The following is a 22565-nucleotide window of genomic DNA, read 5'->3' as shown; positions in this document are numbered from 1 at the left end:
CATTACATGTAAGCCCTACCTTCAGTGACGCGACGCACACGCTGCGGAGTTTCCGGGGCGCCGGAAGCGCACCACTCCGTCCTGCCATGACGGCTGCGGCAATGCCACCGCCCGCGAACGCCCACAGATCTCCGAACCCCTCGCCCTGAACCGGAGTTGACGCATGCTCGAAAACGCCGAAACCGAACCGTGGGAGTACTCCCTCCACATGCCGAACGACCCCCGCGCCGTCCCCGTCAGCCGCCGCACCCTCCGCCTGATCCTCACCATGCACGGCCTGATCCGCCTCGCCGACACCGCCGAACTGCTCGCGTCCGAGCTGGTCTCCAACGCCGTACGCCACACCAAGGGATGCGCCGCCCTGCACGTGCGCTGTTTGGCCGACATGCTGAGGATCGGTGTGTGGGACGCCGACCCCGAACCGCCCGGACTGCCGTGTTCACTGGACCAGTTGGGCGAGTCGGAAGACGGGCGAGGGCTGGCCCTCGTCCAGGCCTGCGCCGACCTGTGGGGCTGGCAGCCGCTGGCCCGACACGGCAGCCCAGGCAAGTACGTATGGTGTGACCTCGCCGCCACCCAAGCCCCAGCGCGGGTCACACCAACTCGGCAAGAGGCTCGACCGTCCGCCACTGCTTGACGTGTCGGTCACGTCCACGGACGCGGCGTACGAGAACCGCCCTCGGCGCCGACTACCGATTCGCTGGTGCCCGACGAGCGCTTCTTAAGCTCCAGGGAACCCCGGCCACCAGTGGTCGGTGCGAACGCAGTGCGGCGCCGCGGAAGGAGACTCGGGTGAAGCGACTGATGGTCGTCTACGGGACCAGACCGGAGGCCATCAAGATGGCTCCCGTCATCGAGGCGCTCGGCCGGTCTCCGATGTTCCGGCCGACGGTGACGGTGACCGCCCAGCACCGCGGACTGCTCGACCAGGTGCACGCGTTGTTCGGCATCCGTGCAGACCACGACCTGGACATCCTCACCCACCGCCAGTCCCTGGCCGACATCACCGGGCGCATCCTCGACCGGCTGTGTCCGCTGCTGCGGCACGAGCGCCCGGACGCGGTGCTGGTCCAAGGCGACACCACGACCGCCTTCGCGGGGGCCCTCGCCGCCTTCTACAGCCATATCCCCGTGGTCCATCTGGAGGCCGGCCTGCGCACCGACGACCGGTACGCGCCCTTCCCCGAGGAGATCAACCGCCGGCTCACCACCCAGTTGGCATCCCTGCACCTCGCGCCCACCCGTCACGCCCGGAACAACCTGCTCCGGGACGGTGTCGCACCGTCGGCCGTCGTGGTCACCGGGAACACCGTCATCGACGCACTGCGCTGGGCGGTCGGACGCACGGCGGACCACGGTTACGGGGACCCGGCGCTGGCCGACCTCGACGACACCACCCGCCGGGTCCTGCTGGTGACGTCCCACCGCCGGGAGGCGTGGGGAAGCGCCATGGAGTCCATCGGCGGCGCCCTCGCCGACCTCGCCCGGAGCGAGCCCTCCGTGCTCATCGTGGCGCCGCTGCACCCCAACCCGGTGATACGGGCCGCGATACCGCCCCAGGTGGCGCACCTGGAAAACGTAAGGCTGACGGAACCTCTCGACTACGGCGCCTTCGCCCGCCTGATGGACCGCGCGCACCTCATACTCACCGACAGCGGCGGTATCCAGGAGGAAGGCCCGGGCCTGGGCAAGCCGGTGCTGGTCCTGCGGGACACCACGGAGCGCCCGGAGGCCCTGCGGGCGGGCACCTCCCGGCTGGTGGGCACCGACCGCGAGCGCATCGTGAAGGAGGTCCGGCGGCTCCTGCACGACCGGTCGGCGTACGCCGCGATGGCGAGAGCGGTCAACCCGTACGGGGACGGGCGCGCGGCGGACCGTACCGTACGGGCGATCGGCCACTGGATGGGGTTGTGCGCCAGGCCGTCGGAATTCGCCGCCGACGACGACGGCGACGGCGCGTCAGCGCCAGAGGCCGCGGGTGTCGAACACGGCCTTGCCGCGCAGCGCGGTCCGCTTGACGCCGCGGAAGGCGTCGTGGTCCACGAGCAGGACGACGACGTCGGCGTCCCGCACGGCGGTGGTGACGTCGACGAGTTCGACCGCGCTTGTGCGTGCCAGTGACTCGGGCAGTTGGCGGATGTGTGGCTCCGCCACCAGCAGTCGGCCGGCCTGACGCTCGGCCAGCTGCGTGACGATGTGCAGGGCAGGGCTCTCCCTCAGGTCGTCGATGTTCGCCTTGAAGGCGAGCCCCAGGCAGGCGATCACCGGCTCCTTGAACCGCCCGGCCGTGCGCACGACCTCGTCGAGCACATAGTCGGGCCGGGTGTCGTTGACCTCGCGGGCGAGGCGTATGAGCCGGGCCTGCCGAGGAGCGGCGGAGACGATAAACCAAGGATCCACGGCGATGCAGTGCCCGCCAACGCCTGGTCCGGGCCGCAGGATGTCGACGCGGGGGTGCCGGTTGGCCAGGTCGATGACGTCCTCGACATCGCTGCCGAGCTGGTCGCAGATCGTGGACAGCTCGTTGGCGAAGGCGATGTTGACGTCCCGGAAAGCGTTCTCGCTGAGCTTGGCCAGCTCCGCCGTCGTCGCGTCTGTGAGCAGGCACTCCCCTTCGGTGAACACCTCGTAGAGCTCCCGTGCCCGCTGGGCGCAGCCCACACCGACGCCTCCGACGACCCGGTCGTTGGTCACGATCTCGATCATCGTCCGACCCGGCAGAACCCGCTCGGGACAGTGGGCGACCCGCACGTCCGGCACGTCCGCCGTCGCGTGCGGGAACCTCAGGTCGGGCCGGTGCTCGCCGAGCCACCGGGACAGCTCCACGGTCGTGCCGGGCGGCGAGGTGGACTCCAGGACGACGAGGTCACCCGCCTTGAGTACTCCGGCCACCGAGGCGGCAGCGGCACGCACGTGGGACAGGTCCGCGGTGCGGTCCTCCCGGAGCGGCGTGGGCACGGCGATGACGAACGCGTCGGCGGCCTCGGGCACCCCGGCCGCCCGCAATCGGCCCATCGCCACGGCCTCGCTCACCGCCACGGCCAAGTCGGGCTCGACGAAGGGGACACGGCCGGCGTTGACGACGTCGACGGTGACGGCGTTGACGTCGACGCCGATGACGTTGATCCCGTTGGTCGCGAAGGCGGCGGCAGTGGGGAGGCCGATGTAGCCGAGGCCTATGACACAGACGGTGGAGAACACGAGGGAATGCCTTTCCGGAACGCACCACGGTTCGTCGGGCTCACGGCGCTTGGAGAGAAAATAGAGGGCGTCCCGAGCTCACATGGCCATGCTCAAGGCCGAATTGGCCGACCCTGTCGCCGCGCTCGCCAAGCTGGACGGTCCGTGCGACACAGGCCCGTGAGCCGGTGCCGGGCGGTCCCCGCAGATGTCGATAACGACCTGCGCGCTGATGCGGATGTCGGCTGGAGCAGTTGAGGAGTCCAGCAGACCAGCCCACTGGTGAGTAGCTGCGTCAGAACCGGTGATCCGTAACGCTGCGTGACGCTGCGTGACGGGCGCCGACAGCACCGGGCGCCGCCCGCCGCCGAGGGGGCGTTTTCTGGACGCCATCCTCTACGTGAACCGGACTGGGATCCCCTGGCGTCACCTCCCGCTCGACTACCCGCAACAGCGGTCGGCGCGGTAGGTTATCGGTCGACCACTAACGTAGGAGTGAAGATGACAGTCAAGGAAGACGACGCCGCCCGCCGCGCCGCTGCCCAGCACACCCTGGCCGAGCACCTGCGCCTCACTGCCGCAGGACGCGTCGACGAATGGGTGGAACTGTTCGCCCCGGACGCGACGCTCGAGTTCCCGTACGCGCCCGCCGGCGTGCCCCAGCGGGTATCGGGGCGAGACGCACTGGTCGCGCACATGAGCAACTTTCCCGAGACCTTCGACGTCGAGTTCGTCGACCTGGTCTTCCACGACACCGTCGACCCGAGTCTGGTGATCGCCGAATTCCGCTCGAAGGGCACTGCGCTGCCGACCGGCAAGCCGTACGAGCAGACGTGCATCTCCGTCGTCCGGACCGATGACGACGCGCGCATCACCCACTACCTGGACTACTGGAACCCGCTGGTGGCGATCGAGGCACTCACACCCAACGACGTGCCGTCCGACCCCGACCTGAGCGTGACTTTTGGAAGCTGAAAGGAGCCGTGTTTGACTGACGCCCATGCCTGCCCCCGGCACCAGCACGAAGAGCGACGAACGACGTCGGACCATCATGGCCGCCGCGGTCGAATGCTTCGCGCAAAAAGGTTTCTACGGTACGACGACGCACGAGATCGCAGAGTGGGTCGGCATCTCTCAGCCGTATCTCTATCGCCTGTACCCGAACAAGGAAGCGCTGTTCGCGGCGGTGGTCGACCACGTGTCCGTCATCATGACCGAAACGCTGGTCGCTCACTCGCCGGCGTCGGGCGGGGCCGGGCTCGCGCCCGAGGCGGCGTTGGATGCGGCACGCGGCGCCTACGCCGCGCTCGTCGCGGACCGGAACATCCTGCGTTTCCTCATGCACGCGAACTGTGCCGCCGGTGAGCCGCTAGTGGAGCAGGCCGTGCGCCGGTGCTACGCCAAGCAGGTTGACACCGTTCGGCAGCTGCTGGGCGACGACGACGCCGTGCGGCGCTGGTTCGGCGCCGGAATGCTCGACAACGTGGTCGCCGTGCTGGGTCTGGCCGACATCGATGAGCCGTGGGCGCACGTCCTCACCGCTCGATGACCCGACACCGGCAGTTCGGCGACGACGGCCCCGAGTCTTCCTCGTAGGCCGGCTCGGCCGGTGGGACTCGGCTTCCAGAGTCCACCTCACACCATCAACATCACCAGAAGCCCAGCCAACATGGCCAATTCCGGCCGCTATCTTCCGATGTGGCGGCCCGAAGCGGCAGTAGTCGCCGGGCTGACGCGCACTCCCCAGGCCCTCGACTTCGCTCGGGCAGGGGGACCCCGTCACGAAAGGGGCCCGGAGCCCCTTGGGCTGTAACCGCCCAACCGCCTTCTTCCGGGCCCCTCCCGTGCACTCAGGGCGCCAGGGACACCCAGTCGGCGCCGGGTGCGGACTCGGTGCCGTCCGCGTACAGGGCGGTCACCCAGTAGTAGTGGGTGGTGCCCTTGGCGGCGCCGGTGTCCTCGTAGGAGGTCCCCGTCGTGGCCGCCAGCTTCTCGTACGCCTTGGCGTCCGGGTTCCAGCGGTAGACCTGGTAGCCGGTGGCGTCGGTCACCGGAGACCAGGACAGCTCGACGCCCGCCTCACTGGAAGTCGCCGTCAACCCGACCGGCGAGCCCTCCGGCGTCGCCACGCTCGGTGTCAGGTCGAGCTCGGTGGCGGTCACGATCTGGGCCTCGCCGGTCCACTGGAAGGAGGAGTTCCCGGCGTCGTCGATGGCGTCGACGATGAAGCAGGACTCCTCGCCGTCCGGGACGGTGACGTAGGCGTACGAGGTGGTGTCGGCCGACACGTGATAGCCCGGGTAGAGGGAGCACACCTGCTCCTCTTCGTCCCCCCACAGCTCGCCCCGCCGGACCGCGTAACTCGCCAGGTCGGGGGTCGGGTTGGCGTCCCAGCGCACCTCGAAACCGTACTCGGTCGGAGTGACGGTCACCCCGGTGACGGCGGACGGCGGGGTGAGGTCCCGGCGCTTGCCGCTCACGGCGGCGGACCGCGCGGACTCGTTGCCCGCGGCGTCCAGAGCGGTCACCCGGTAGTAGTAGGTGGCGTCCTCGGCGGCCGAGGTGTCCGCGTACGAGACCTGGTCGGTACTGCCGACGCGCGTGTAGGTCCCGTCAGCGCCGGCCGCCCGGTACACCCGGTACGACGCCGCTCCCTCTACCGCCTTCCACCGGATCCGCAGATCCGTCGGTTCGGAGGCGGTACTCAGGCCGGTCGGTACGGCCGGTGCGGTGCGGTCGACGGTGGTGACCAGCTGATCGGCGGTGCCCGTCGACTCGTTGCCGGCCTTGTCGTAGGCGCGGATCTCGTAGTAGTACGCCGCGCCGGTCACCGGCAGAGTCGCGTCCGTGTACGACGTGGCGGTGGTGGTCGCCAGCCTCGTCCAGGCGGTGCTGCCCTTCGAGCGGCGGTAGACCCGGTAACCCGCGAGGTCCATCTCCTTGTTCTTGGACCAGCTGAGCTTGGCCTTCCCCGTCACCGTGTCGTACGACACGGCGGTTCCGGTCGGGGTGAGCGGCTTGACCTTGTCGACGGTCGCGGAAGTGCGAGGGGCGTAGGCGAACTTGACGTTCGCGGTCCCGGTCCAGTTGACGTAGTCGACGCGGAGGGTGTGTTTGCCGGAGGGGATGGTCAGGTTGACCGTCGTGGAGACCGTCGACGAGACGTTCTTCCACAGGTCGATCTTGCGGGTGCCGTCGAGGTAGACGCGGATGCCGTCCTGGGTCGACGCGGTGAGGGCGAAGGGGCCGCCGGAGCCGAAGTCGCGGGTCACCGTCCAGCGGACGGAGAAGTTGTTGGTCGGCAGGCCCGAAGCGGGGGCGCCCGTGCCCCAGTTCTGGCTGATCGTGGAGTCGCAGTCCGTCTTCTTCGGTGTGCCCGAGAAGGTGGTGTTCGCGAAGAACTCCCGCTTGTAGACGGGGGAAGTGCAGCTGACGGCCGCTGAGGCGGGCGCGGCGAGGGCGGTGAGCAGGCCGCCCGTGGTGGCGAGCACGACGGCCGTGGCGGCCGCGGAGGTCGTGCGTCGTCTGGCTGGGTTCATTCGGTCCTCTGATGGAGTCAGAACGCGGAAGACAGCGTTCGTGATCACGATAAGCGGAGGCCGGGAAGAGGTTCATGACGAGGCCATAACGCAGCGGTCAAGAACCGTCACGGGTCGACAGACTCCACGACTTCAAGCCGAGCGACCCCTCTGCAGCTCAGACAGCGAACCGGTACGTGTCAGCCCTTCGTCGACGCCCGGGTGGCCATCATTCTCCGGGAGTTCGCGGCGCTTTAACGGGTGGGCACCGCGCGGGCTGCGCCTGAGGATTAGCCTCGCGTGGTCGAGTTTCATATGAGATAAATGAGGTACAAATGTCTCTCCGGCATGCACTTGCTGTACTGGCTGTCGTGCCCGCGCTCGCCTTCCCCGCGACCGCCCAGGCGGCCACCGCCCCTCAGCCCGAAGAAGTCCTGCCCCAGAAGACCCACTTCGACCTGCAGGCCCACCGCGGCGGCCTGGGCCTGACCACCGAGGAGTCCCTGGAGGGCTTCGGCAAAGCACTGCGTCTCGGGGTGAGCACCCTGGAGCTGGACACCCAGATCACCAAGGACCAGAAGGTCGTCGTCACCCACGACAGGCAGGTCAGCGCCAACAAGTGCAAGGACACCGCCCCGCTGACGCCGGGTGACCCGATGTACCCGTACGTCGGCAAGTACATCAAGGACCTGACGCTGGCCCAGATCAAGACCATGGACTGCGGATATCAGCAGCTGCCCGGCTACCCCGAGCAGGAGCAGATCAAGGGCTTCCGCATGGTGGAGCTCAAGGACGTCCTCGGCCTGGTCAAGAGCTACAAGGCCAACCAGGTCAAGCTGAACATCGAGACCAAGGTCGAGGCGGGCGCGCCCGAGCAGACCGCGCCGCGCGAGCTGTTCGTGCGCCGCGTCTACGAGGAGATCCACCGCTCGGGCATCGAGAAGCAGGTCACCATCCAGTCCTTCGACTGGGGTGCGCTGAAGGAGATGCACAAGCTCGCGCCGTCCTACCCGCTGGTGGCGCTCACGAACTACGACTTCCTCCAGGTCGGCAAGCCGGGCGCCTCCCCGTGGCTCGGTGGCATCGACGCCGACGACTACGACGGCGACTTCGTCAGGGCCGCCGCCACCATTCCCGGCGTCACCGCGCTCTCTCCCAACTACGGCTTCCCGCAGAACGGCACGATCGCGGACCCGAACTTCCGCTTCTACCCCGACGCGAAGATGGTCTCCGAGGCCCACAAGCGCGGACTGAAGGTCATCCCGTGGACCTGTGACGACCCCGCCACCATCGAGGCGCTGATGGACATGGGCATCGACGGCATCATCACCGACTACCCGAACCGCGTGCGGGACATCATGACCGAGCGCGGCATGCGCCTGCCCAAGGCGTACCCCGCGCCGCGCCACTGACGAGCTGCGCCACTGACGAGATGCGTCACTGACAAGCCGCGTCACCGACAAGCCGCGTCACTGACGACCCGGCAACGCCTCCGTAACCAGTGCGTCCTTGGAGCCCAGTGTCCCAGGGACGCACACGGGTGTGAGTAGTCGAGATACAGAATGTGCCGCTGGGATTGATCTTGCTCGGGTCCGCCTACTTCGCGGGCGCTTCGAGCTGACGGGAAACGGTGCCTGCGCACAGCTCGCGCAGGTCCTGGATGTGGTTGTAAAGGGTGCCCGCGGAGACGCCGAGCAGTTTGGCGATCGAGGTGATGGAGCGGCCCGGGTCGGGCAGCAGGTCGCGGGCTGTGCGGATGATCTCCTCGCCGGCGACGTGGGGGCGTCCGCCGACCCGGCCGCCGAGGGTGGTGGTGTCCAGGTTCTCGTGCAGCGAGGTAAAGCCGATGCCGCGCTCACGCAGCTGGGCGACCATGTCGATGAGGTCCTGGAGGCTGCGGCCGTAGCGGTCGAGCGAGGGGACGACAAGCGTGTCGCCCGAGTCGAGGAAGGCGTGGCACGCCTTCAGCTCGGGACGAGGCGCATCCTTGCCGGACTTCTTGTCCGCGAAGCCCTTCCGGCACTCGGCACCCGGCACCCGGCACCCAGCACCCAGCACTCGGCGGCGGTGAGCGCGTCGAGCTGCCGCTCCAGCTTCTGCCCGCCGGTCGACACCGGGGCGTATCCGATTTTGATCTCGGTGCGCGCGAGCGTCTCTGCGACGAGCACGTCCGCGTCGTCCGCTGGCTCCTGAGTGGTCGTCATGGCGCCGGAGCATGTCAGAAGACGGCGGTCCGGGGTTCTTGAACGACCCAGGTTTTTGAAGGGTTTGTTGAAGGCTCTGAGGAGGGGGCGGGCTGCCCTTCGGGAGGGATCTTCAGAGAACGAAGGGTTCTTGAAGACGGGAGCGCGGCCTATGGGGGCAGTTTGACTCCGCTTTTAGTTAACCGCTATCCATTGAGGTGTTGCAGAGGAGGGTGGTCCGTGCAGGACGTGGTGCTGGCGCTGCTGGTCAAGGGGCCGTCGCACGGCTACGACTTGCGCGGGCGGCTGCTTGCCGCGCTCGGGCCACTCGGCGAGACGCTCAACGTGGGGCAGGTGTACGTAGCGCTCACTCGGCTCGAGAAGACGGGTCTGGTCGTACAGGAACGCGAGGACGCGTCGGCGCGGGGTCCGCGGCGCAAGGTGTATGCGCTGACGGGGGGCGGACGGGAGCGGGTGGCCGGGTGGCTGGCCGAGCCCGCTGGGCCCCGGGCGGACGTGGCGGAGTTCCATCTGAAGCTGGTGGCCGCCGCCGAGTCGGGCATGGCAGAGCCACTCGCGCTCGTCGAGGCCCGGCGCCGCGAGCTGAGGCGCAGCCTCGCCGAGGCTCAGCACGCCGTCCTCATTCACGACACGGACTCGGAGGCCGGGCTGCTCCTGGAGGGCGTAGCGCTCCGATTGCAGGCCGATCTGCGCTGGTTGGAGGCGTGCGAGCGGACCTGGTCCGCCCGCGCCCCGTACGGGGAAGGCGGAGAAAACGGATGACGACACGAGGCGGCCGGTGGGGCGGAGGGCTGTCCCGGCGCGGAGACACCGGGCACGAAACCGCCGCAGGTCCGGTGCTGCGCGCCGTTGGCCTGTCGCGGCTCTACGGGCAGGGCGAGAGCACGGTTCTGGCCGTCGACGGGGTCGACCTCGACATACCCTCCGGGCAGACGCTGGCCGTGACCGGTCCCAGCGGCTGCGGCAAGTCGACGCTGTTGCATCTGCTGGGCGGCCTCGACCGGCCCGACGAGGGTGAGGTGTGGCTCGGCGGGCAGCGCATCGACCTGCTCAGCGAACGCGCGCTCGCCCGGCTGCGGCGCCGCGCCGTCGGCTTCGTGCACCAGGACTTCCACCTGATGGACGAGCTGACCGCGGCCGAGAACGTCGAGCTGCCCGCGCTGCTCGCCGGAGACTCGCCGCGCAGCGCCCGCCGTCGCGCCGCCGCCCTTCTCGACCGTGTCGGGCTCGCGGACCGGGACCGGCACCTGCCGTCCCAGCTGTCCGGCGGGCAGCGGCAGCGCGTCGCCATCGCCCGCGCCCTGGTCAACGAGCCGCTTGTGGTCCTCGCCGACGAGCCCACCGGGAACCTCGACACCGCCGCGACCCACGACGTCCTCCGCCTCTTCGCCGACCTGCGGGCCACCGGACAGACCCTCGTACTCGTCACCCATGACGAACGCGTCGCCGCCACCGCGGACCGGGTCGTCTCCCTCCGCGACGGGGCGTCGGCCGAGGACACCCCCCTGGCTGCGGGTGGCTCGCAACTCGGCGCGCTCCTCGGCTGGGAGGGGTGACCATGGGCCGTCTGCTGCTGATCTGGCGGCTCATCGCACGGGACATGCGGCGCCGCCCGGGCGAGGCCGTCATGTTCCTGGTCGCCATCACCGCCGCCACCGCGTCGCTGACCCTGGGAATGGCTACTGACAACGCCGTGGCCAGCGGGTACATGAAGACCCGCGAGGCCACCGCAGGACCCGACATCACGGCCATCACCACCGCCACGGACCCCTCCGCCCTGGCCGGGCGCATCGCGGACGCCCCCGGTGTGGACACGCTCGCCGACCCGGTCCCCGGGTTCTCCACCGCGGTCCGCGCCAACGGGCAGACAGAGAACACCGCGGTCGAGGGGCGCGAGCGCACCGCGTCTGCCGTGGACCGGCCGCTCGTGACCTCCGGCACGTGGGTGCGCAGTGGCGGCGCGGTGGTCGAACGCGGCTTCGCCCAAGCGCTCGGTGTACGTGTCGGTGACCGTGTCACCATCGGTGGGCGCGACTACCCGGTGCTCGGTACGGCCATCAGCGCGGCCACCGCGGTGTATCCGTGGGGCAATTGGGCCGAGGGCCCGGGGCCTTCCGACGGTGGAGGCCGAATCTGGCTCACCACCGACGACGCCCGCGCGGCAGCCGGCGACGAGTCCCTCCTGTACCTGCTCAACGTCAAGCTGTCCGACCCCGACGCGGCAAGGAGCTGGTCGGACACCGTCTTCACCGACGACCTCAGGGGCCAGGACTGGGTCAACACCCATCCCTGGCAGACCTTCGTCGAAGGGGACACACGACTGCTGAGTTTCGCCCGGCCCGCCCTGGTCATCGGCGGGGGTCTGCTCGCCGCGGCCGCGCTCGTCACCCTCGCGTCGCTCGCCGCCGTGCGCGCCCCGCGGGACCACCGGCGCGCGGGTCTTTTCAAGGCGGTCGGTGCCACGCCCCGCACCGTGGCCGCAATGCTGCTCGCGCAGTATCTGCTCCTCACTGTGGTGGCCGCCGCGGTCGGGGTCACCGTGGGATGTCTGACCGCGCCCGCGCTGGCCGACCCCAGCGCCGGGCTGCTCAACACGGCCGGCCCGCCGACCACCGGCATCGTCGTGGCCGCGACCGTGCTCGCCGTGATGGTGGCCCTGATCGGCACGCTCGGCCCTGTCCTGCGCACCGTGCGCTCCAGCACAGTCGACACCCTGGCCGATCCGGCACACCTGATCGCGCACCGTCCTCGGCTGACGGCCATGACGGCTTATCTGCCCACGCCGCTCCTGATCGGCGTCCGGCTGATCGCCCGTCGTCCCGGCCGCGCGGCCCTGAGCGCCGTCGGCACGGCCGCCACCACCGTCATGGTGACCGCGGTCCTCACCTTCCAGGTGTCGCTCGAAGCGGACACCGCCCAGGGAACGTCCACCGTTCAGGAGATCCGCAACGCCGTGACAGGCCAGGTGATGCTCGGTGTCACGGTCGCCCTCTTGGCGCTGTCCGTGTTCAACACCGTCTTCGTCAGCTGGAGCACCGCGGTGCAGGCCAGGCGCGCCCTGGCCGTCACCCGCACCCTCGGCGCCACCCCCGGCCAGGTCATCGCGGCGCTCTGCACCGCGCAACTGCTGCCCGCCGCGGGCGCGATCACGGTGGGGACCCCGATCGGGATCGGCCTGTTCGCGCTGTTCAGCACGGTCGTGGTGACACCCCCGGGCAGCTGGCTCGCGGCCGCAGCCCCGGCCGTACTCCTTGCCGTAGCGGCGCTGACCGCCCTGCCCGCCTGGCTCCACACCCGCAGCCCCGCCGGGCGCGTCCTCAACGCCGAACCCGTCTGAGGCGGTCTTCCCTGCCGGGGTCACCGATCAGTCCTCGTCCTCACCTCGTCTTCATCGTCGTTGACGGCGTCCGGGTCACGGAAGGCACCAGCTCGGCGTCGACCCTGCGAGTCAGGAGCGGCCGGTCCTTGACCCGACGGCGACTTTCTGTGCCTCAACTACCCACACTCAACACACGGTCGCTCAGGGTCCGTAAGGCGGTGCCGGGTGGCCGACGCCTGCGTCAGTGACGGCCCCGTACGGGCGGCCCGTAAGGTGCAGGGCATGAGCATCATCGGGGTCGGCATCGACGTAGCCGAGATCGACCGCTTCCGTGTCTCCCTGCAGCGCACGCCGGGGCTGGCCGAACGCCTCTTCGTGGACGGCGAGTTGTTCCTCCCGAGCGGCGAACGCCGGGGTGTCGCCTCCCTGGCGGCCCGCTTCGCCGCGAAGGAGGCGCTGGCCAAGGCTCTGGGCGCCCCGCCGGGCCTGCACTGGACGGACGCCGAGGTCTACGTCGAGGACAGCGGGCAGCCCCGCCTGCGCGTCCAGGGCACGGTGGCCGCCCGCGCCGCCCAACTCGGCGTCACCTCCTGGCATGTCTCGCTGAGCCATGACGCGGGGGTGGCGTCGGCGGTGGTGGTGGCGGAGGGGTAGCCACGCGGATGGCGCCCCAGGATGGGTAGCCCTGGATGGGGCCCCAAGGATGGGTAGCCCCTGGGCAGCCCCTCGGTGGCCCTCTGGATGGGTGGCCCGCCGACGCCTCGGGGTGCCGCGGGGTGCCGTTCAGCGACCGTACGGGAGACTCGACAGCATGCGTAGTGCGTACCGCGTGGAAACCGTCCGAACCGCCGAGCGCGAGCTCATGGCCCGGCTCCCCGACGGCGCCCTCATGCAGCGCGCCGCCGCCGGCCTGGCCGCGGCCTGCGCGGACCTGCTCGGCCGGGTGTACGGCAGCCGTGTCGTCCTCCTGATCGGCAGCGGCGACAACGGCGGCGACGCCCTGTACGCGGGCGCCCGCCTGGCGAAGCGCGGTGCGGGCGTCACGGCCGTACTGCTCAACCCCGACCGCACCCACCCCGGCGGCCTCAGGGCCCTGCGCCGGGCGGGCGGCACCGTGATCCCGCCCCACCGGGCGGACCACGCCCTCCAACGCGCCCACGTAGTCGTCGACGGCATCGTCGGTATCGGCGGCAAGGGCGGCCTCCGCCCCGACGCCGCACCGCTGGCCGAGCTCGCGGCGGCGTCCGGTGCCGCCGTGGTCGCCGTGGACCTGCCGTCCGGTATCGAGGCCGACACGGGCGAGGTGCGCGGTGCGGCCGTCCGCGCCGACCTGACGGTCACGTTCGGGACGCACAAGCCGGGCCTGCTCGTCGACCCGGCGCGCGAGTACGCCGGTTCCGTACGTCTCGTCGACATCGGGCTCACCCTCGCCGCCGACCCGGACGTGGAGGCGTTGCAGCACGCGGACGTGGCGGCCCTCCTGCCCCACCCCGCCGCCGAGAGCGACAAGTACCGGCGGGGTGTGGTGGGTATCGCCGCCGGTTCCACGCGCTATCCCGGCGCGGCCGTCCTCGCCGTCTCGGGCGCCCTGCGCGGCGGCGCGGGAGCCGTCCGGTACGTCGGTCCGGCCGGGGACGCCGTGATCGCCCGCTTCCCGGAGACCCTCGTGTCGGACCGGGGGCCGAAGCACGCGGGCCGGGTGCAGGCCTGGGTCGTGGGGCCGGGCGCCGGGGACGACGCGGAGCCGGTGGCCGAGGTCCTCGCCGCCGACGTGCCCGTACTCCTCGACGCGGACGGCCTCCGCCTCGCCGACCGGGACGCCGTACGCGCCCGCACCGCACCCACCCTCATGACCCCGCACGCCGGAGAGGCCGCCGCGCTGCTCGGCACCTCGCGCGAGGAGGTCGAGGGGGCGCGCCTGACCGCCGTACGGGATCTCGCGCGCAGCTATGAGGCGACCGTGCTCCTCAAGGGCTCCACCACGCTCGTCGCCGGCCCCGACGGCGGCACGGTCCGGGTGAACCCCACCGGAACCGCCTGGCTGGCCACCGCCGGCAGCGGCGACGTCCTCTCCGGTCTCTCCGGCTCCCTGCTGGCGGCCGGTCTGTCCGCCCTGGACGCGGGGAGCGTCGCGGCGTACCTCCACGGCCTGGCGGGCCGCTATGCCGCGGACGGCGCCCCCGCGGGCGCGCACGACGTGGCCGAGGCGATCCCGGCGGCATGGCGGGACATCCGCACCTGAGAGGTCGCGGAGACCTCAGGGAGACGTCAGGGAGACCTCAGTGGCCCTGCTCGATCCGGTCGATCGCCTCCTGGACCATCCCGAGGTATTCGACCTCCTCGCACCGGGGCTTGCTTCCCATCCGGTACATGTCGATGCAGTCGTAGAGGTACTCCCCGAGGTCCTCGTCCGGCAGATCGGCCGCCAGTTCGCTGTGCACACGTCCGGCGAAGTCCGGTTCGACGCGCGTAGAGCCGCGGCGTACGACATCCCGAATACGTGTGACATCACGAATACGTGCGACGTCCCGGATCCGAACGGCATCACGAAGACGCATGGCATGACCACCTCAAGCCGGCACTCCGGGAGACGGCTCGCCCCCGGCAGCCGGGACGCTATCCCCTCCCCCACCTCCGGTCCATACCTTCGACACAAGTCATACACAGCGCAAGTCATACAGCTCATACAGCGCTCAAGTCATACAGGGCGCAAGTCGTACGCATCGCCCGCCGACGTGACGGACCCCACCCGCCACCCCGTTCGTACTCCGTTAACAATGGACTGTGATCTCTCCGGTCTCCTCGTTGCCGCGGAGCGCCCACCGGCCCAGGCCGGAGGCGACTCCCTACGTCGACCTCACCCGTTCCGAGTGGAGCGCGCTGCGTGACAAGACGCCGCTGCCCCTGACCGCCGAGGAGGTCGAGAAGCTGCGCGGCCTGGGCGATGTCATCGACCTCGACGAGGTGCGGGACATCTACCTCCCGCTCTCCCGGCTCCTCAACCTCTACGTCGGCGCCACCAACGGCCTGCGCGGTGCGCTGAACACCTTCCTCGGCGAGCAGGGCTCCCAGTCCGGCACCCCGTTCGTCATAGGTGTCGCGGGCTCCGTCGCCGTCGGCAAGTCCACGGTCGCCCGCCTGCTGAAGGCCCTGCTGGCCCGCTGGCCCGAGCACCCGCGCGTGGAACTGGTCACGACGGACGGTTTCCTGCTCCCGATGAAGGACCTCCAGGAGCGGGGCCTGATGTCGCGGAAGGGTTTCCCCGACTCGTACGACCGCCGCGCGCTCACCCGCTTCGTCGCCGACATCAAGGCGGGCAAGGACGAGGTGACGGCACCCGTCTACTCCCACCTGATCTACGACATCGTCCCCGGCCAGAAGCTCACGGTCCGCCGCCCGGACATCCTCATCGTGGAGGGCCTGAACGTCCTCCAGCCCGCCCTCCCCGGCAAGGACGGCCTCACCCGCGTCGGCCTCGCCGACTACTTCGACTTCAGCGTGTACGTCGACGCCCGCACCGAGGACATCGAACGCTGGTACCTGAGCCGCTTCCGCAAGCTGCGCGAGACGGCCTTCCAGAACCCGTCCTCCTACTTCCGCAAGTACACCCAGGTGTCGGAGGAGGAGGCCCTGGACTACGCCCGCACGACCTGGCGGACCATCAACCGGCCCAACCTGGTCCAGAACGTGGCCCCGACCCGCGGCCGCGCCACCCTGGTCCTGCGCAAGGGCCCGGACCACAAGGTGCAGCGCCTCAGTCTCCGTAAACTCTGACCTCACCTGCGGCCGTTACCCTGCCCGCATGCTGCATCTGCGCCTGATCACACCGTCCGACATGACCGACGGCGTGGTGCGCCTCATCGAGCGGACGGTCGGTACGACGCACCTCGTCGTGCTGCCCGGCGCCGCCCGGAACCCCGCCGGTGACGTGGTGCTGTGCGACGTGGCGCGCGAGGCGGGTGACGAACTCATCGGCTCGCTGCGGGCGTTGGGCCTCGACACGACGGGGTCCATCGCCGTCGAGAACATCGACCTGTCGCTCTCCAAGCGTGCCGAGAAGGCCGAGGACGAGGCGCCGGGCGAGGGCGCGGACGCGGTGCTGTGGGAGCACCTGGCGGACGCGACGCACGAGGAGTCGACGCTGTCGATCACGTACGTCGCCTTCATCACCCTGGCCACGATGATCGCGGCCTGCGGTGTGGTGCTCGACAACGCGGTCCTGATCGTGGGCGCGATGGCGGTGGGCCCGGAGTTCGGCCCGCTGGCGGGCTTCTCCACCGCCCTCGTGCAACGCCACCCGCGTCTCGCCCTCCGCTCGGTCATCGCACTGCTGGTGGGCTTCGCGGTGGCGATGGCGGTGACGGTCGGCTTCAGCCTCTTCATGGACGCGGTCGGCCTGTTCAGCGAGGAGCAGCTGAAGGCGGAACGGCCCAACACGGGCTTCGTCTACGCCCCCGACGCGTTCTCCTTCGTCGTGGCGGTCCTCGCCGGCATCGCCGGCACCCTCTCGCTGACCTCGGCCAAGTCGGGCGCCCTGGTGGGAGTGGCCATCTCGGTGACGACGGTCCCGGCCGCGGCGAACGCGGCCGTGGCCCTGAGCTACGGCGACACCGCCCAGACCTGGGGTTCCACGGAGCAACTGCTCCTGAACCTCCTGGGCATCGTCCTCGCCGGCACCCTCACGCTCCTGGCCCAGAAGTGGCTGTGGTCGAAGCAGCGGGAACGCACGGCGGCGAGGAGCACCTTGTAGGGGGCGCGGGCCCCGTCAGGGGCACGGGGCCGCGGTCGATACGCGGCTCCGCCGCGTGGGCGCGACAAGCCACGACGAACCCGCAGCCCGCAACGGCCAGTTCCCGCACCCCCGTACCCGGAACAGCTAACCGAGCGCGGACTTCACCGCATCAGCAAGCCGCCCGGCAACCGACCGCGCCTGGTCGATGTCCGCAGCCTCCACCATCACCCTCACCAAGGGCTCCGTCCCCGAAGGCCGCAGCAACACCCGCCCCGTGGACCCGAGTTCACGCTCCGCATCGGCGACGGCGCCCGCCAGCTCCGCGGACGTACGGACCCGGGACTTGTCGACGTCCCGCACATTGATCAGCACCTGCGGCAACCGCTCCATGACGGACGCGAGGTCCTTGAGCGTACGGCCGCTCTGGGCGACCCGGGCGGCCAGCAACAGCCCGGTCAGCGTGCCGTCCCCGGTCGTCGCGTGGTCGAGGATGATCACGTGCCCGGACTGCTCGCCACCGAGGGCGTACCCGTGCTCCTTCATCTCCTCCAGCACATAACGGTCGCCGACCGCGGTCTGGACGAGTTTCAGCCCCTCACGCTCCAGCGCGAGCTTGAAGCCGAGGTTGGACATGACGGTGGCCACCACGGTGTCGGCCCGCAGAACGGACCGTTCCCGCATCGCCAGCGCGAGCACGGCGAGGATCTGGTCGCCGTCGATCTCGTTGCCCTCGTGGTCCACGGCGAGGCAGCGGTCGGCGTCACCGTCGTGCGCGATGCCGAGGTCCGCGCCGTGCTCGACGACGGCGGCCTTCAGCGGGTCGAGGTGCGTGGAGCCGCACCCGTCGTTGATGTTGAGCCCGTCGGGCTCGGTGCCGATGGTGACGACCTCGGCTCCGGCGCGGGTGAAGGCCTCGGGCGAGACGCGGGCGGCGGCCCCGTGCGCCTCGTCCAGCACGATCTTCAGCCCGTCGAGCGGGTGGGGCAGGACACCGAGGAGATGCCCGACGTACTGGTCGAGCCCCTCGTCGTACGACGTCACCCGCCCGACACCCGCACCGGTGGGCCGGTCCCAGGGCGCCCCGGTCCGGTGCTCCTCGTAGACACCCTCGATCCTGTCCTCCAGATCGTCGGCGAGCTTGTGGCCGCCGCGGGCGAAGAACTTGATCCCGTTGTCGGGCATGGCGTTGTGGCTGGCGGAGAGCATCACGCCGAGGTCGGCACCGAGCGAGCCGGTGAGATACGCGACGGCCGGGGTGGGCAGCACACCGACGCACAGGACGTCCACGCCCGCGCTGGCGAGGCCGGCGACCACGGCGGCCTCCAGGAACTCCCCGGACGCTCGCGGGTCACGCCCGACGACCGCCAGCGGCTTGTGGCCCTCGAACGTGCCCGCCTCGGCGAGTACGTGGGCCGCCGCGACGGAGAGGCCGAGAGCCATCTCGGCCGTCAGATCCGCGTTGGCGACGCCGCGCACGCCGTCGGTGCCGAAGAGTCGTCCCACTGTGTGTCCTCCGAATGTACTGAGTATGTACGGCTCATGCCGAGTGTCCAGGCTCGGCCGGGGTCACGTATATCCCCTGGCTCCCTTGGCATCCCGGGTTCCCGTGAAATCGACCGTCGCCCGCACTACACGGTTGCCCTGTGTCCGGCCACCTTCCCTGGAGTCCCTGCCCTGTCCACCCGTGTAGCCGTGCGGAGTACGGCGTGCGGCGTCGCGCATAAGCCTGCGATAAAGCATCGTCCCCCGGAAACGAACCGCCCCGACGGCACAGAACGTGCCGCCGGGGCGATGCGTGCGGTACAGCGAGCGACGATTAGCGCTTGCTGTACTGCGGGGCCTTGCGGGCCTTCTTCAGACCGGCCTTCTTGCGCTCGACCGCGCGGTCGTCGCGGCGGAGGAAGCCGGCCTTCTTGAGCGCGCCGCGGTTGTTGTCGACGTCGGCCTCGTTCAGGGCGCGGGCGACACCGAGACGGAGCGCACCGGCCTGGCCGGAGACGCCGCCACCCGCGATGCGGGCGATGACGTCGTAGCGGCCCTCGAGCTCAAGCACCTTGAAGGGCTCGTTGACTTCCTGCTGGTGCACCTTGTTGGGGAAGTAGTCCTCAAGGGTGCGCCCGTTGATCTTCCACTTGCCGGAGCCCGGAACGATCCGGACACGGGCGATGGCGTTCTTGCGACGGCCCAGGCCGGCGGCCGGCTGGGGCTCGCCGAAGGCGGAGGCGAGGGACTCGGAGGTGTACTCGCCCTCCACCGGAACCTCGGACTCGGTGGTGTAGCTGTCAATGTCGACGAGCTCAGTCTCTTCGACCGGCTGCTCAGCGGTGGTCTCGGCCACGATTCTCCTCAGATTCTCTTCAGGCTTAGGGGATGGCCGGACTTACTGCGCGACCTGGGTGATCTCGAACGGCACCGGCTGCTGGGCAGCGTGCGGGTGCTGGTCGCCCGAGTAGACCTTCAGCTTGGAGAGCATCTGACGGCCGAGGCTGTTCTTCGGGAGCATGCCCTTGACGGCCTTCTCGACGGCCTTCTCGGGGCTCTTCGCCAGCAGCTCGTCGTAGCGGACGGAGCGCAGACCACCCGGGTAGCCGGAGTGGCGGTACGCCATCTTCTGGGTCCGCTTGTTGCCGGACAGGTGCACCTTGTCGGCGTTGATGATGATGACGAAGTCACCAGTGTCGACGTGGGGCGCGTAGATGGGCTTGTGCTTGCCGCGCAGGAGAGTGGCCGCGGTGGTGGCCAGACGACCCAGGACGACGTCCTGGGCGTCGATGACGTGCCACTGACGCGTCACATCGCCGGGCTTGGGGCTGTACGTACGCACGGTTCGTAGCCTTCGCTTCTTCAGTGAGGTTCCTGACAAGGTCACCGAAGACGATCACGACAGCCATGACCGCACTGCGGTGACGCAAGCCGCGTGCTGGTCGCTGGTCATCGGCCCGGTGGACCGGTGTAAGGGCCCCTCACGTGAGAATGAGCAAGCCAATACACATAACGAACATGCAGAATAGCCGGGCCTGCGGGGACGGGTCAAAACGGGGCCCGGACCACTGCCGCTGGGCTCCGCCTCCTTTCCCCTGGCTACGGGGCCGGACCGCCGCCGCTGGGCTCCGCCGCTTCCCCGAGCTCGCGTGCCACGCCCGATCCCTGGGGCCGGCGCCTCCCGGCCCCACCTCTAAACCCTGGGGTCCAGGGGCGCAGCCCCGGAACCTGAGGGTCCAGGGGGCGCAGCCCCCTGGGCAGGGTCGAAGGGGCGGAGCCCCTGGGGATGGGACCGAGGAGGGGACTCAGGCGGGGAATGGGCAGGGGCGGCTGGGGCGAGCTCCTCCGCGGGCGGCCGATGCCAGGCCAGCGTCAATGCCAACGCACAGAGCGTCACCGCGTCCTTGAACGCCCGCCTTGTCGGCAGCTCCAGATACGGCCACGTGAACCCGGGCACCTGTGGAACGAGCGCGAGCCAGAACCACGGACTCCGCGCCACCGAACCGGGCAGCGCCGCACTCGCGAGCAACAGCGGAAGCACGACCACCAGGTAGTGATCGAACGACGGCCGTGACACCAGGAACACCGACAGCATCAGCAGGCACGCCGTCTCCGTCAGCCGCAGCGGCCCGCCGCCCCCGCGGCGCCATCGACCGTACGCACACCACAGCCCCACCCCGGCCGCCCCCACGGCCACCGCACTCGCCACCGGCTGGGGCACCCCGAGCCTCGGCAGCACCGCCCCCAACGACGCCTCGTACAGCCGTACGAAATCCTCGTGCCCGCTCAGCAGGGACGGCAGGGTCCGGGTGAAGAACTCCGCCGGGTCCTGCATCAGCAGCGCCGACCCGCCGGAGGCCACCACCGGCACAAGAACCATCAGCCCCAGTCCACGCCACCGCCGCGCGAACACGAACAGCAGCACCATCGGCGCGAGCAGCGGCTTCAGCGCGACGGCCGCGCCGAGCACCGCCCCCGCCGTACCCCATCTCCCCCGTGACATCAGCAACAGCGCCAGCGGCAGCGCGGCGGCCGCCGTGGCGGTCCAGTTCCCCAGCCTCACGAGATGCCCGAACGGCGCGAACCCCACGGCCAGCCCGACCAGCCCCAGCACCGCGAACCGGCTCCGCCACGGCACCCCGTGCAGCCGCAGCGCGCACGCCCACCCCGCCACGAGGAGCCCGGTCGTCACCGCCGGCACCAGCACCCGCAGCACGGCCGGCGGCACGAGCACCTGGGGCGCCGCCGCCACCATGGCACTGGGAAAGTAGAAGAAACGCTGGTCGGCGTAGGGCGACCCACCGTTCCAGAACGCTCGCGCCGCCCGTACGACGATGGCGTTGTCCATGCCCCCCGCCGCGGACACCTGCGCCACGCTCACGACCAGCGCGCACAGCACCGCTCCCAGTGCCGCCCACGCCTGCCAGGACGCCCGGCCCAGCGCCCACCCCGACCACCACAACCGCCCGCGCTGCCGCCGTTGGGGCCGACCGGAGCGACCAGAAATGTCCTCTACGTCCACGTTCATTCAGGTCACGCTAGGGGCTCAAGTGCCCCAAGCCCCTGAACAGCACACCCCAACCCCCGTCTAAAATGCGGTCCATGAGTTTTGGGCAAGGGGAGCCTCAGTGGGATCCGTGGAAGTCGGGTTCTCAGCAGCCGCAGTGGTCGGACCAGGGGGGCGGGACGCCCGACTGGGCGGCACTCGCGGAGCAGTCCGAGACGCGTAACAAGCGGCGCCGCGTGCTGTTCATAGCCGGCGGCGCCCTGGCCACGGTCGCCATCGGCGCCGCCGTCGCCGTGGCCGTCGTCTCCGCGGACGGCGACGCCGAGGCCTCGAACAACCCCGCCAACGACCTGCCGTCCAGCGCGTCCATCCCGAGCGCGAGCGACGCGGCCGAGCCGTCCTTCGAGCCGACGTCGGCCCCGCCCCCGCTCGACCCCAAGGACTTCATCTCCAGTGCGAAGAAGGACACGGCCCCGCTCAGCGCGGAGAGCCTGTTCCCGGGGTCGCAGCTGACGATGGGCGAGTCCGTCTACAAGAAGGGCGCCACGGCCTCCACCGCCGACTGCGCCTCGGTGGCCCAGGGCTCCCTCGACAAGGTCCTCACGAACAACGACTGCACCCGCGTCATGCGCGTCACCTACACCAAGGACGGCGTCGCGGTCACGGTCGGCGTCGCCCTCTTCGACACCGAGGCCCAGGCGATCAAGGCCAAGAAGGACGCCGACGCGAAGAGCATCGTCAAATCGCTCCCCGGCGACGGAGTGGCCGAGTTCTGCCGTACGGCGATCTGCCGCTCCACGACCAACTCGTACGGCCGCTACGCGTACTTCACCCTCGCCGGCTTCACCAACGGCAAGGACGTCACGGAGAAGGACTCCGCGGTCTTCTCCACGGGCGACGACCTGGCCGAGTTCACCTTCCGCCAGATCCGCCGCCGCGGCGAGGCCCAGGCCTCAGCCGCCGCGAACGAGTAACCGAACGCATGAGGGCAAGTCAAGGCACACCAGGCCCGCCCGGCGCTTGAGGACAAGGCGGTTCAGGCCAACACACCCCGCGCCCACCCGCAAAATCCCGCCCATCCCAGCCACCGCCACCCGTCTGTCCGGCGCTTGAGGACAAGGCG

21 protein-coding genes and 2 pseudogenes are annotated in these 22565 nt (G+C 70.2%); 14 read left to right on the top strand and 9 right to left on the bottom strand.

Translation table 11 applies throughout. The features are described 5' to 3' along the window. Nucleotides 1-163: 163 nt before the first annotated feature. Both E0500_RS13390 and wecB read left to right on the top strand, forming a co-directional pair. Complete coding sequence (locus E0500_RS13390; RefSeq protein WP_258572764.1) at nt 164-637, top strand: ATP-binding protein; 474 nt, start codon at nt 164-166, stop codon at nt 635-637. A 155-nt stretch (nt 638-792) separates the two neighbouring features. Continuing rightward, a complete protein-coding gene (gene wecB, locus E0500_RS13385; RefSeq protein ID WP_309505047.1) occupies nt 793-2121 on the top strand; it encodes a non-hydrolyzing UDP-N-acetylglucosamine 2-epimerase in 1329 nt (442 codons plus the stop codon). Here the strand turns inward: wecB and wecC are convergent. Further along, nucleotides 2023-3201 (bottom strand): annotated as a pseudogene (gene wecC / locus E0500_RS13380) (UDP-N-acetyl-D-mannosamine dehydrogenase); the annotation flags it as partial. The gene wecB and the pseudogene wecC sit on opposite strands and share 99 nt — an antisense overlap. Nucleotides 3202-3538: 337 nt before the next feature. On the opposite strand from wecC, the pseudogene E0500_RS45400 reads away from it, so the two are divergent. From E0500_RS45400 to E0500_RS13365, 3 genes and pseudogenes are all read left to right on the top strand, one after another. Further along, nucleotides 3539-3628: pseudogene (locus tag E0500_RS45400) on the top strand (IS5/IS1182 family transposase); the annotation flags it as partial. 53 nt (nt 3629-3681) lie between these two features. Further along, the gene (locus tag E0500_RS13370; protein ID WP_131562731.1) at nt 3682-4155 is read left to right on the top strand and encodes a nuclear transport factor 2 family protein; all 474 of its coding nucleotides are present in this window, start codon (nt 3682-3684) and stop codon (nt 4153-4155) included. 25 nt (nt 4156-4180) lie between these two features. Continuing rightward, nucleotides 4181-4729, top strand: coding sequence for a TetR/AcrR family transcriptional regulator (locus tag E0500_RS13365; RefSeq protein ID WP_131562734.1), 549 nt, complete (start codon nt 4181-4183; stop codon nt 4727-4729). Nucleotides 4730-5030: 301 nt separating this feature from the next. Here E0500_RS13365 and E0500_RS13360 read toward each other — a convergent pair whose 3' ends face one another. Continuing rightward, nucleotides 5031-6719 carry a fibronectin type III domain-containing protein gene (locus E0500_RS13360; protein ID WP_131562736.1) on the bottom strand — a complete coding sequence of 563 codons (1689 nt, stop codon included), beginning with the start codon at nt 6717-6719 and terminating at the stop codon, nt 5031-5033. Between the two features lie 314 nt (nt 6720-7033). Here E0500_RS13360 and E0500_RS13355 point away from each other — a divergent pair, with 314 nt between their 5' ends. Further along, nucleotides 7034-8110 carry a glycerophosphodiester phosphodiesterase family protein gene (locus E0500_RS13355; RefSeq protein ID WP_131562738.1) on the top strand — a complete coding sequence of 359 codons (1077 nt, stop codon included), beginning with the start codon at nt 7034-7036 and terminating at the stop codon, nt 8108-8110. A 184-nt stretch (nt 8111-8294) separates the two neighbouring features. On the opposite strand, the gene E0500_RS13350 is transcribed toward E0500_RS13355, so the two are convergent. Together E0500_RS13350 and E0500_RS44960 are read right to left on the bottom strand one after the other, a co-directional pair. Continuing rightward, a complete protein-coding gene (locus E0500_RS13350) occupies nt 8295-8735 on the bottom strand; it encodes a recombinase family protein (RefSeq protein WP_309505046.1) in 441 nt (146 codons plus the stop codon). After that, nucleotides 8663-8902 (bottom strand): hypothetical protein, encoded by a 240-nt coding sequence (locus E0500_RS44960; RefSeq protein WP_309505045.1) that lies wholly within the window; start codon nt 8900-8902, stop codon nt 8663-8665. The genes E0500_RS13350 and E0500_RS44960 overlap by 73 nt, the downstream gene beginning before the upstream one ends. Nucleotides 8903-9121: 219 nt before the next feature. Between E0500_RS44960 and E0500_RS44955 the strand changes: the two genes are divergently transcribed. From E0500_RS44955 to E0500_RS13325, 5 genes are all read left to right on the top strand, one after another. After that, nucleotides 9122-9664 (top strand): PadR family transcriptional regulator, encoded by a 543-nt coding sequence (locus E0500_RS44955; RefSeq protein WP_131562740.1) that lies wholly within the window; start codon nt 9122-9124, stop codon nt 9662-9664. Then, on the top strand, nt 9661-10458 hold the full coding sequence (locus E0500_RS13340) for an ABC transporter ATP-binding protein (protein WP_131562742.1): 798 nt from the start codon (nt 9661-9663) through the stop codon (nt 10456-10458). The genes E0500_RS44955 and E0500_RS13340 overlap by 4 nt, the downstream gene beginning before the upstream one ends. Nucleotides 10459-10460: 2 nt before the next feature. After that, the gene (locus E0500_RS13335; protein ID WP_131562744.1) at nt 10461-12239 is read left to right on the top strand and encodes an FtsX-like permease family protein; all 1779 of its coding nucleotides are present in this window, start codon (nt 10461-10463) and stop codon (nt 12237-12239) included. A gap of 264 nt (nt 12240-12503) precedes the next feature. After that, entirely contained in the window at nt 12504-12875 is a 372-nt protein-coding gene (locus E0500_RS13330; protein WP_131562746.1) for a holo-ACP synthase, read from the top strand. A 157-nt stretch (nt 12876-13032) separates the two neighbouring features. Further along, nucleotides 13033-14463 (top strand): NAD(P)H-hydrate dehydratase, encoded by a 1431-nt coding sequence (locus tag E0500_RS13325; RefSeq protein WP_131562748.1) that lies wholly within the window; start codon nt 13033-13035, stop codon nt 14461-14463. A gap of 37 nt (nt 14464-14500) precedes the next feature. Here the strand turns inward: E0500_RS13325 and E0500_RS13320 are convergent, their stop codons facing one another. Then, complete coding sequence (locus E0500_RS13320) at nt 14501-14779, bottom strand: hypothetical protein (protein ID WP_131562750.1); 279 nt, start codon at nt 14777-14779, stop codon at nt 14501-14503. 226 nt (nt 14780-15005) lie between these two features. On the opposite strand from E0500_RS13320, the gene coaA reads away from it, so the two are divergent. Beyond that, entirely contained in the window at nt 15006-15995 is a 990-nt protein-coding gene (gene coaA, locus E0500_RS13315) for a type I pantothenate kinase (protein ID WP_131562752.1), read from the top strand. 28 nt (nt 15996-16023) lie between these two features. Next, nucleotides 16024-16971 (top strand): DUF389 domain-containing protein, encoded by a 948-nt coding sequence (locus E0500_RS13310; protein ID WP_131562754.1) that lies wholly within the window; start codon nt 16024-16026, stop codon nt 16969-16971. A gap of 126 nt (nt 16972-17097) precedes the next feature. Here E0500_RS13310 and glmM read toward each other — a convergent pair whose 3' ends face one another. From glmM to E0500_RS13290, 4 genes are all read right to left on the bottom strand, one after another. Then, complete coding sequence (gene glmM / locus E0500_RS13305) at nt 17098-18456, bottom strand: phosphoglucosamine mutase (protein WP_131562756.1); 1359 nt, start codon at nt 18454-18456, stop codon at nt 17098-17100. Nucleotides 18457-18769: 313 nt separating this feature from the next. Continuing rightward, entirely contained in the window at nt 18770-19291 is a 522-nt protein-coding gene (rpsI, locus tag E0500_RS13300) for a 30S ribosomal protein S9 (RefSeq protein WP_131562758.1), read from the bottom strand. 42 nt (nt 19292-19333) lie between these two features. Continuing rightward, entirely contained in the window at nt 19334-19777 is a 444-nt protein-coding gene (gene rplM / locus E0500_RS13295; RefSeq protein WP_131562760.1) for a 50S ribosomal protein L13, read from the bottom strand. Between the two features lie 351 nt (nt 19778-20128). Then, nucleotides 20129-21376: a glycosyltransferase 87 family protein gene (locus E0500_RS13290; protein ID WP_258573283.1), complete on the bottom strand. Its 1248-nt coding sequence runs from the start codon at nt 21374-21376 to the stop codon at nt 20129-20131. A 161-nt stretch (nt 21377-21537) separates the two neighbouring features. On the opposite strand from E0500_RS13290, the gene E0500_RS13285 reads away from it, so the two are divergent. Continuing rightward, nucleotides 21538-22416, top strand: a complete 879-nt coding sequence (locus E0500_RS13285; protein ID WP_131572299.1) for a hypothetical protein — start codon at nt 21538-21540, stop codon at nt 22414-22416. Nucleotides 22417-22565 lie beyond the last annotated feature (149 nt).

The organism is Streptomyces sp. KM273126 (genome assembly GCF_004337435.2).
GTDB classification, from domain to species: Bacteria; Actinomycetota; Actinomycetes; order Streptomycetales; family Streptomycetaceae; genus Streptomyces; species Streptomyces acidicola.
This window is presented reverse-complemented; position numbering and strand designations above follow the sequence as displayed.

What these genes read in the sequence shown, in the direction of transcription:
- E0500_RS13285 (WP_131572299.1), top strand. Translation starts at nt 21,538, where the DNA reads ATGAGTTTTGGGCAAGGGGAGCCTCAGTGGGATCCGTGGAAGTCGGGT.
- E0500_RS13390 (WP_258572764.1), top strand. Translation starts at nt 164, where the DNA reads ATGCTCGAAAACGCCGAAACCGAACCGTGGGAGTACTCCCTCCACATG.
- E0500_RS13360 (WP_131562736.1), bottom strand. Translation starts at nt 6,719, where the DNA reads ATGAACCCAGCCAGACGACGCACGACCTCCGCGGCCGCCACGGCCGTC.
- E0500_RS44960 (WP_309505045.1), bottom strand. Translation starts at nt 8,902, where the DNA reads ATGACGACCACTCAGGAGCCAGCGGACGACGCGGACGTGCTCGTCGCA.
- E0500_RS13335 (WP_131562744.1), top strand. Translation starts at nt 10,461, where the DNA reads ATGGGCCGTCTGCTGCTGATCTGGCGGCTCATCGCACGGGACATGCGG.
- E0500_RS13325 (WP_131562748.1), top strand. Translation starts at nt 13,033, where the DNA reads ATGCGTAGTGCGTACCGCGTGGAAACCGTCCGAACCGCCGAGCGCGAG.
- E0500_RS13330 (WP_131562746.1), top strand. Translation starts at nt 12,504, where the DNA reads ATGAGCATCATCGGGGTCGGCATCGACGTAGCCGAGATCGACCGCTTC.
- E0500_RS13355 (WP_131562738.1), top strand. Translation starts at nt 7,034, where the DNA reads ATGTCTCTCCGGCATGCACTTGCTGTACTGGCTGTCGTGCCCGCGCTC.
- E0500_RS13340 (WP_131562742.1), top strand. Translation starts at nt 9,661, where the DNA reads ATGACGACACGAGGCGGCCGGTGGGGCGGAGGGCTGTCCCGGCGCGGA.
- E0500_RS13365 (WP_131562734.1), top strand. Translation starts at nt 4,181, where the DNA reads ATGCCTGCCCCCGGCACCAGCACGAAGAGCGACGAACGACGTCGGACC.
- E0500_RS13310 (WP_131562754.1), top strand. Translation starts at nt 16,024, where the DNA reads ATGCTGCATCTGCGCCTGATCACACCGTCCGACATGACCGACGGCGTG.
- E0500_RS13370 (WP_131562731.1), top strand. Translation starts at nt 3,682, where the DNA reads ATGACAGTCAAGGAAGACGACGCCGCCCGCCGCGCCGCTGCCCAGCAC.
- E0500_RS13320 (WP_131562750.1), bottom strand. Translation starts at nt 14,779, where the DNA reads ATGCGTCTTCGTGATGCCGTTCGGATCCGGGACGTCGCACGTATTCGT.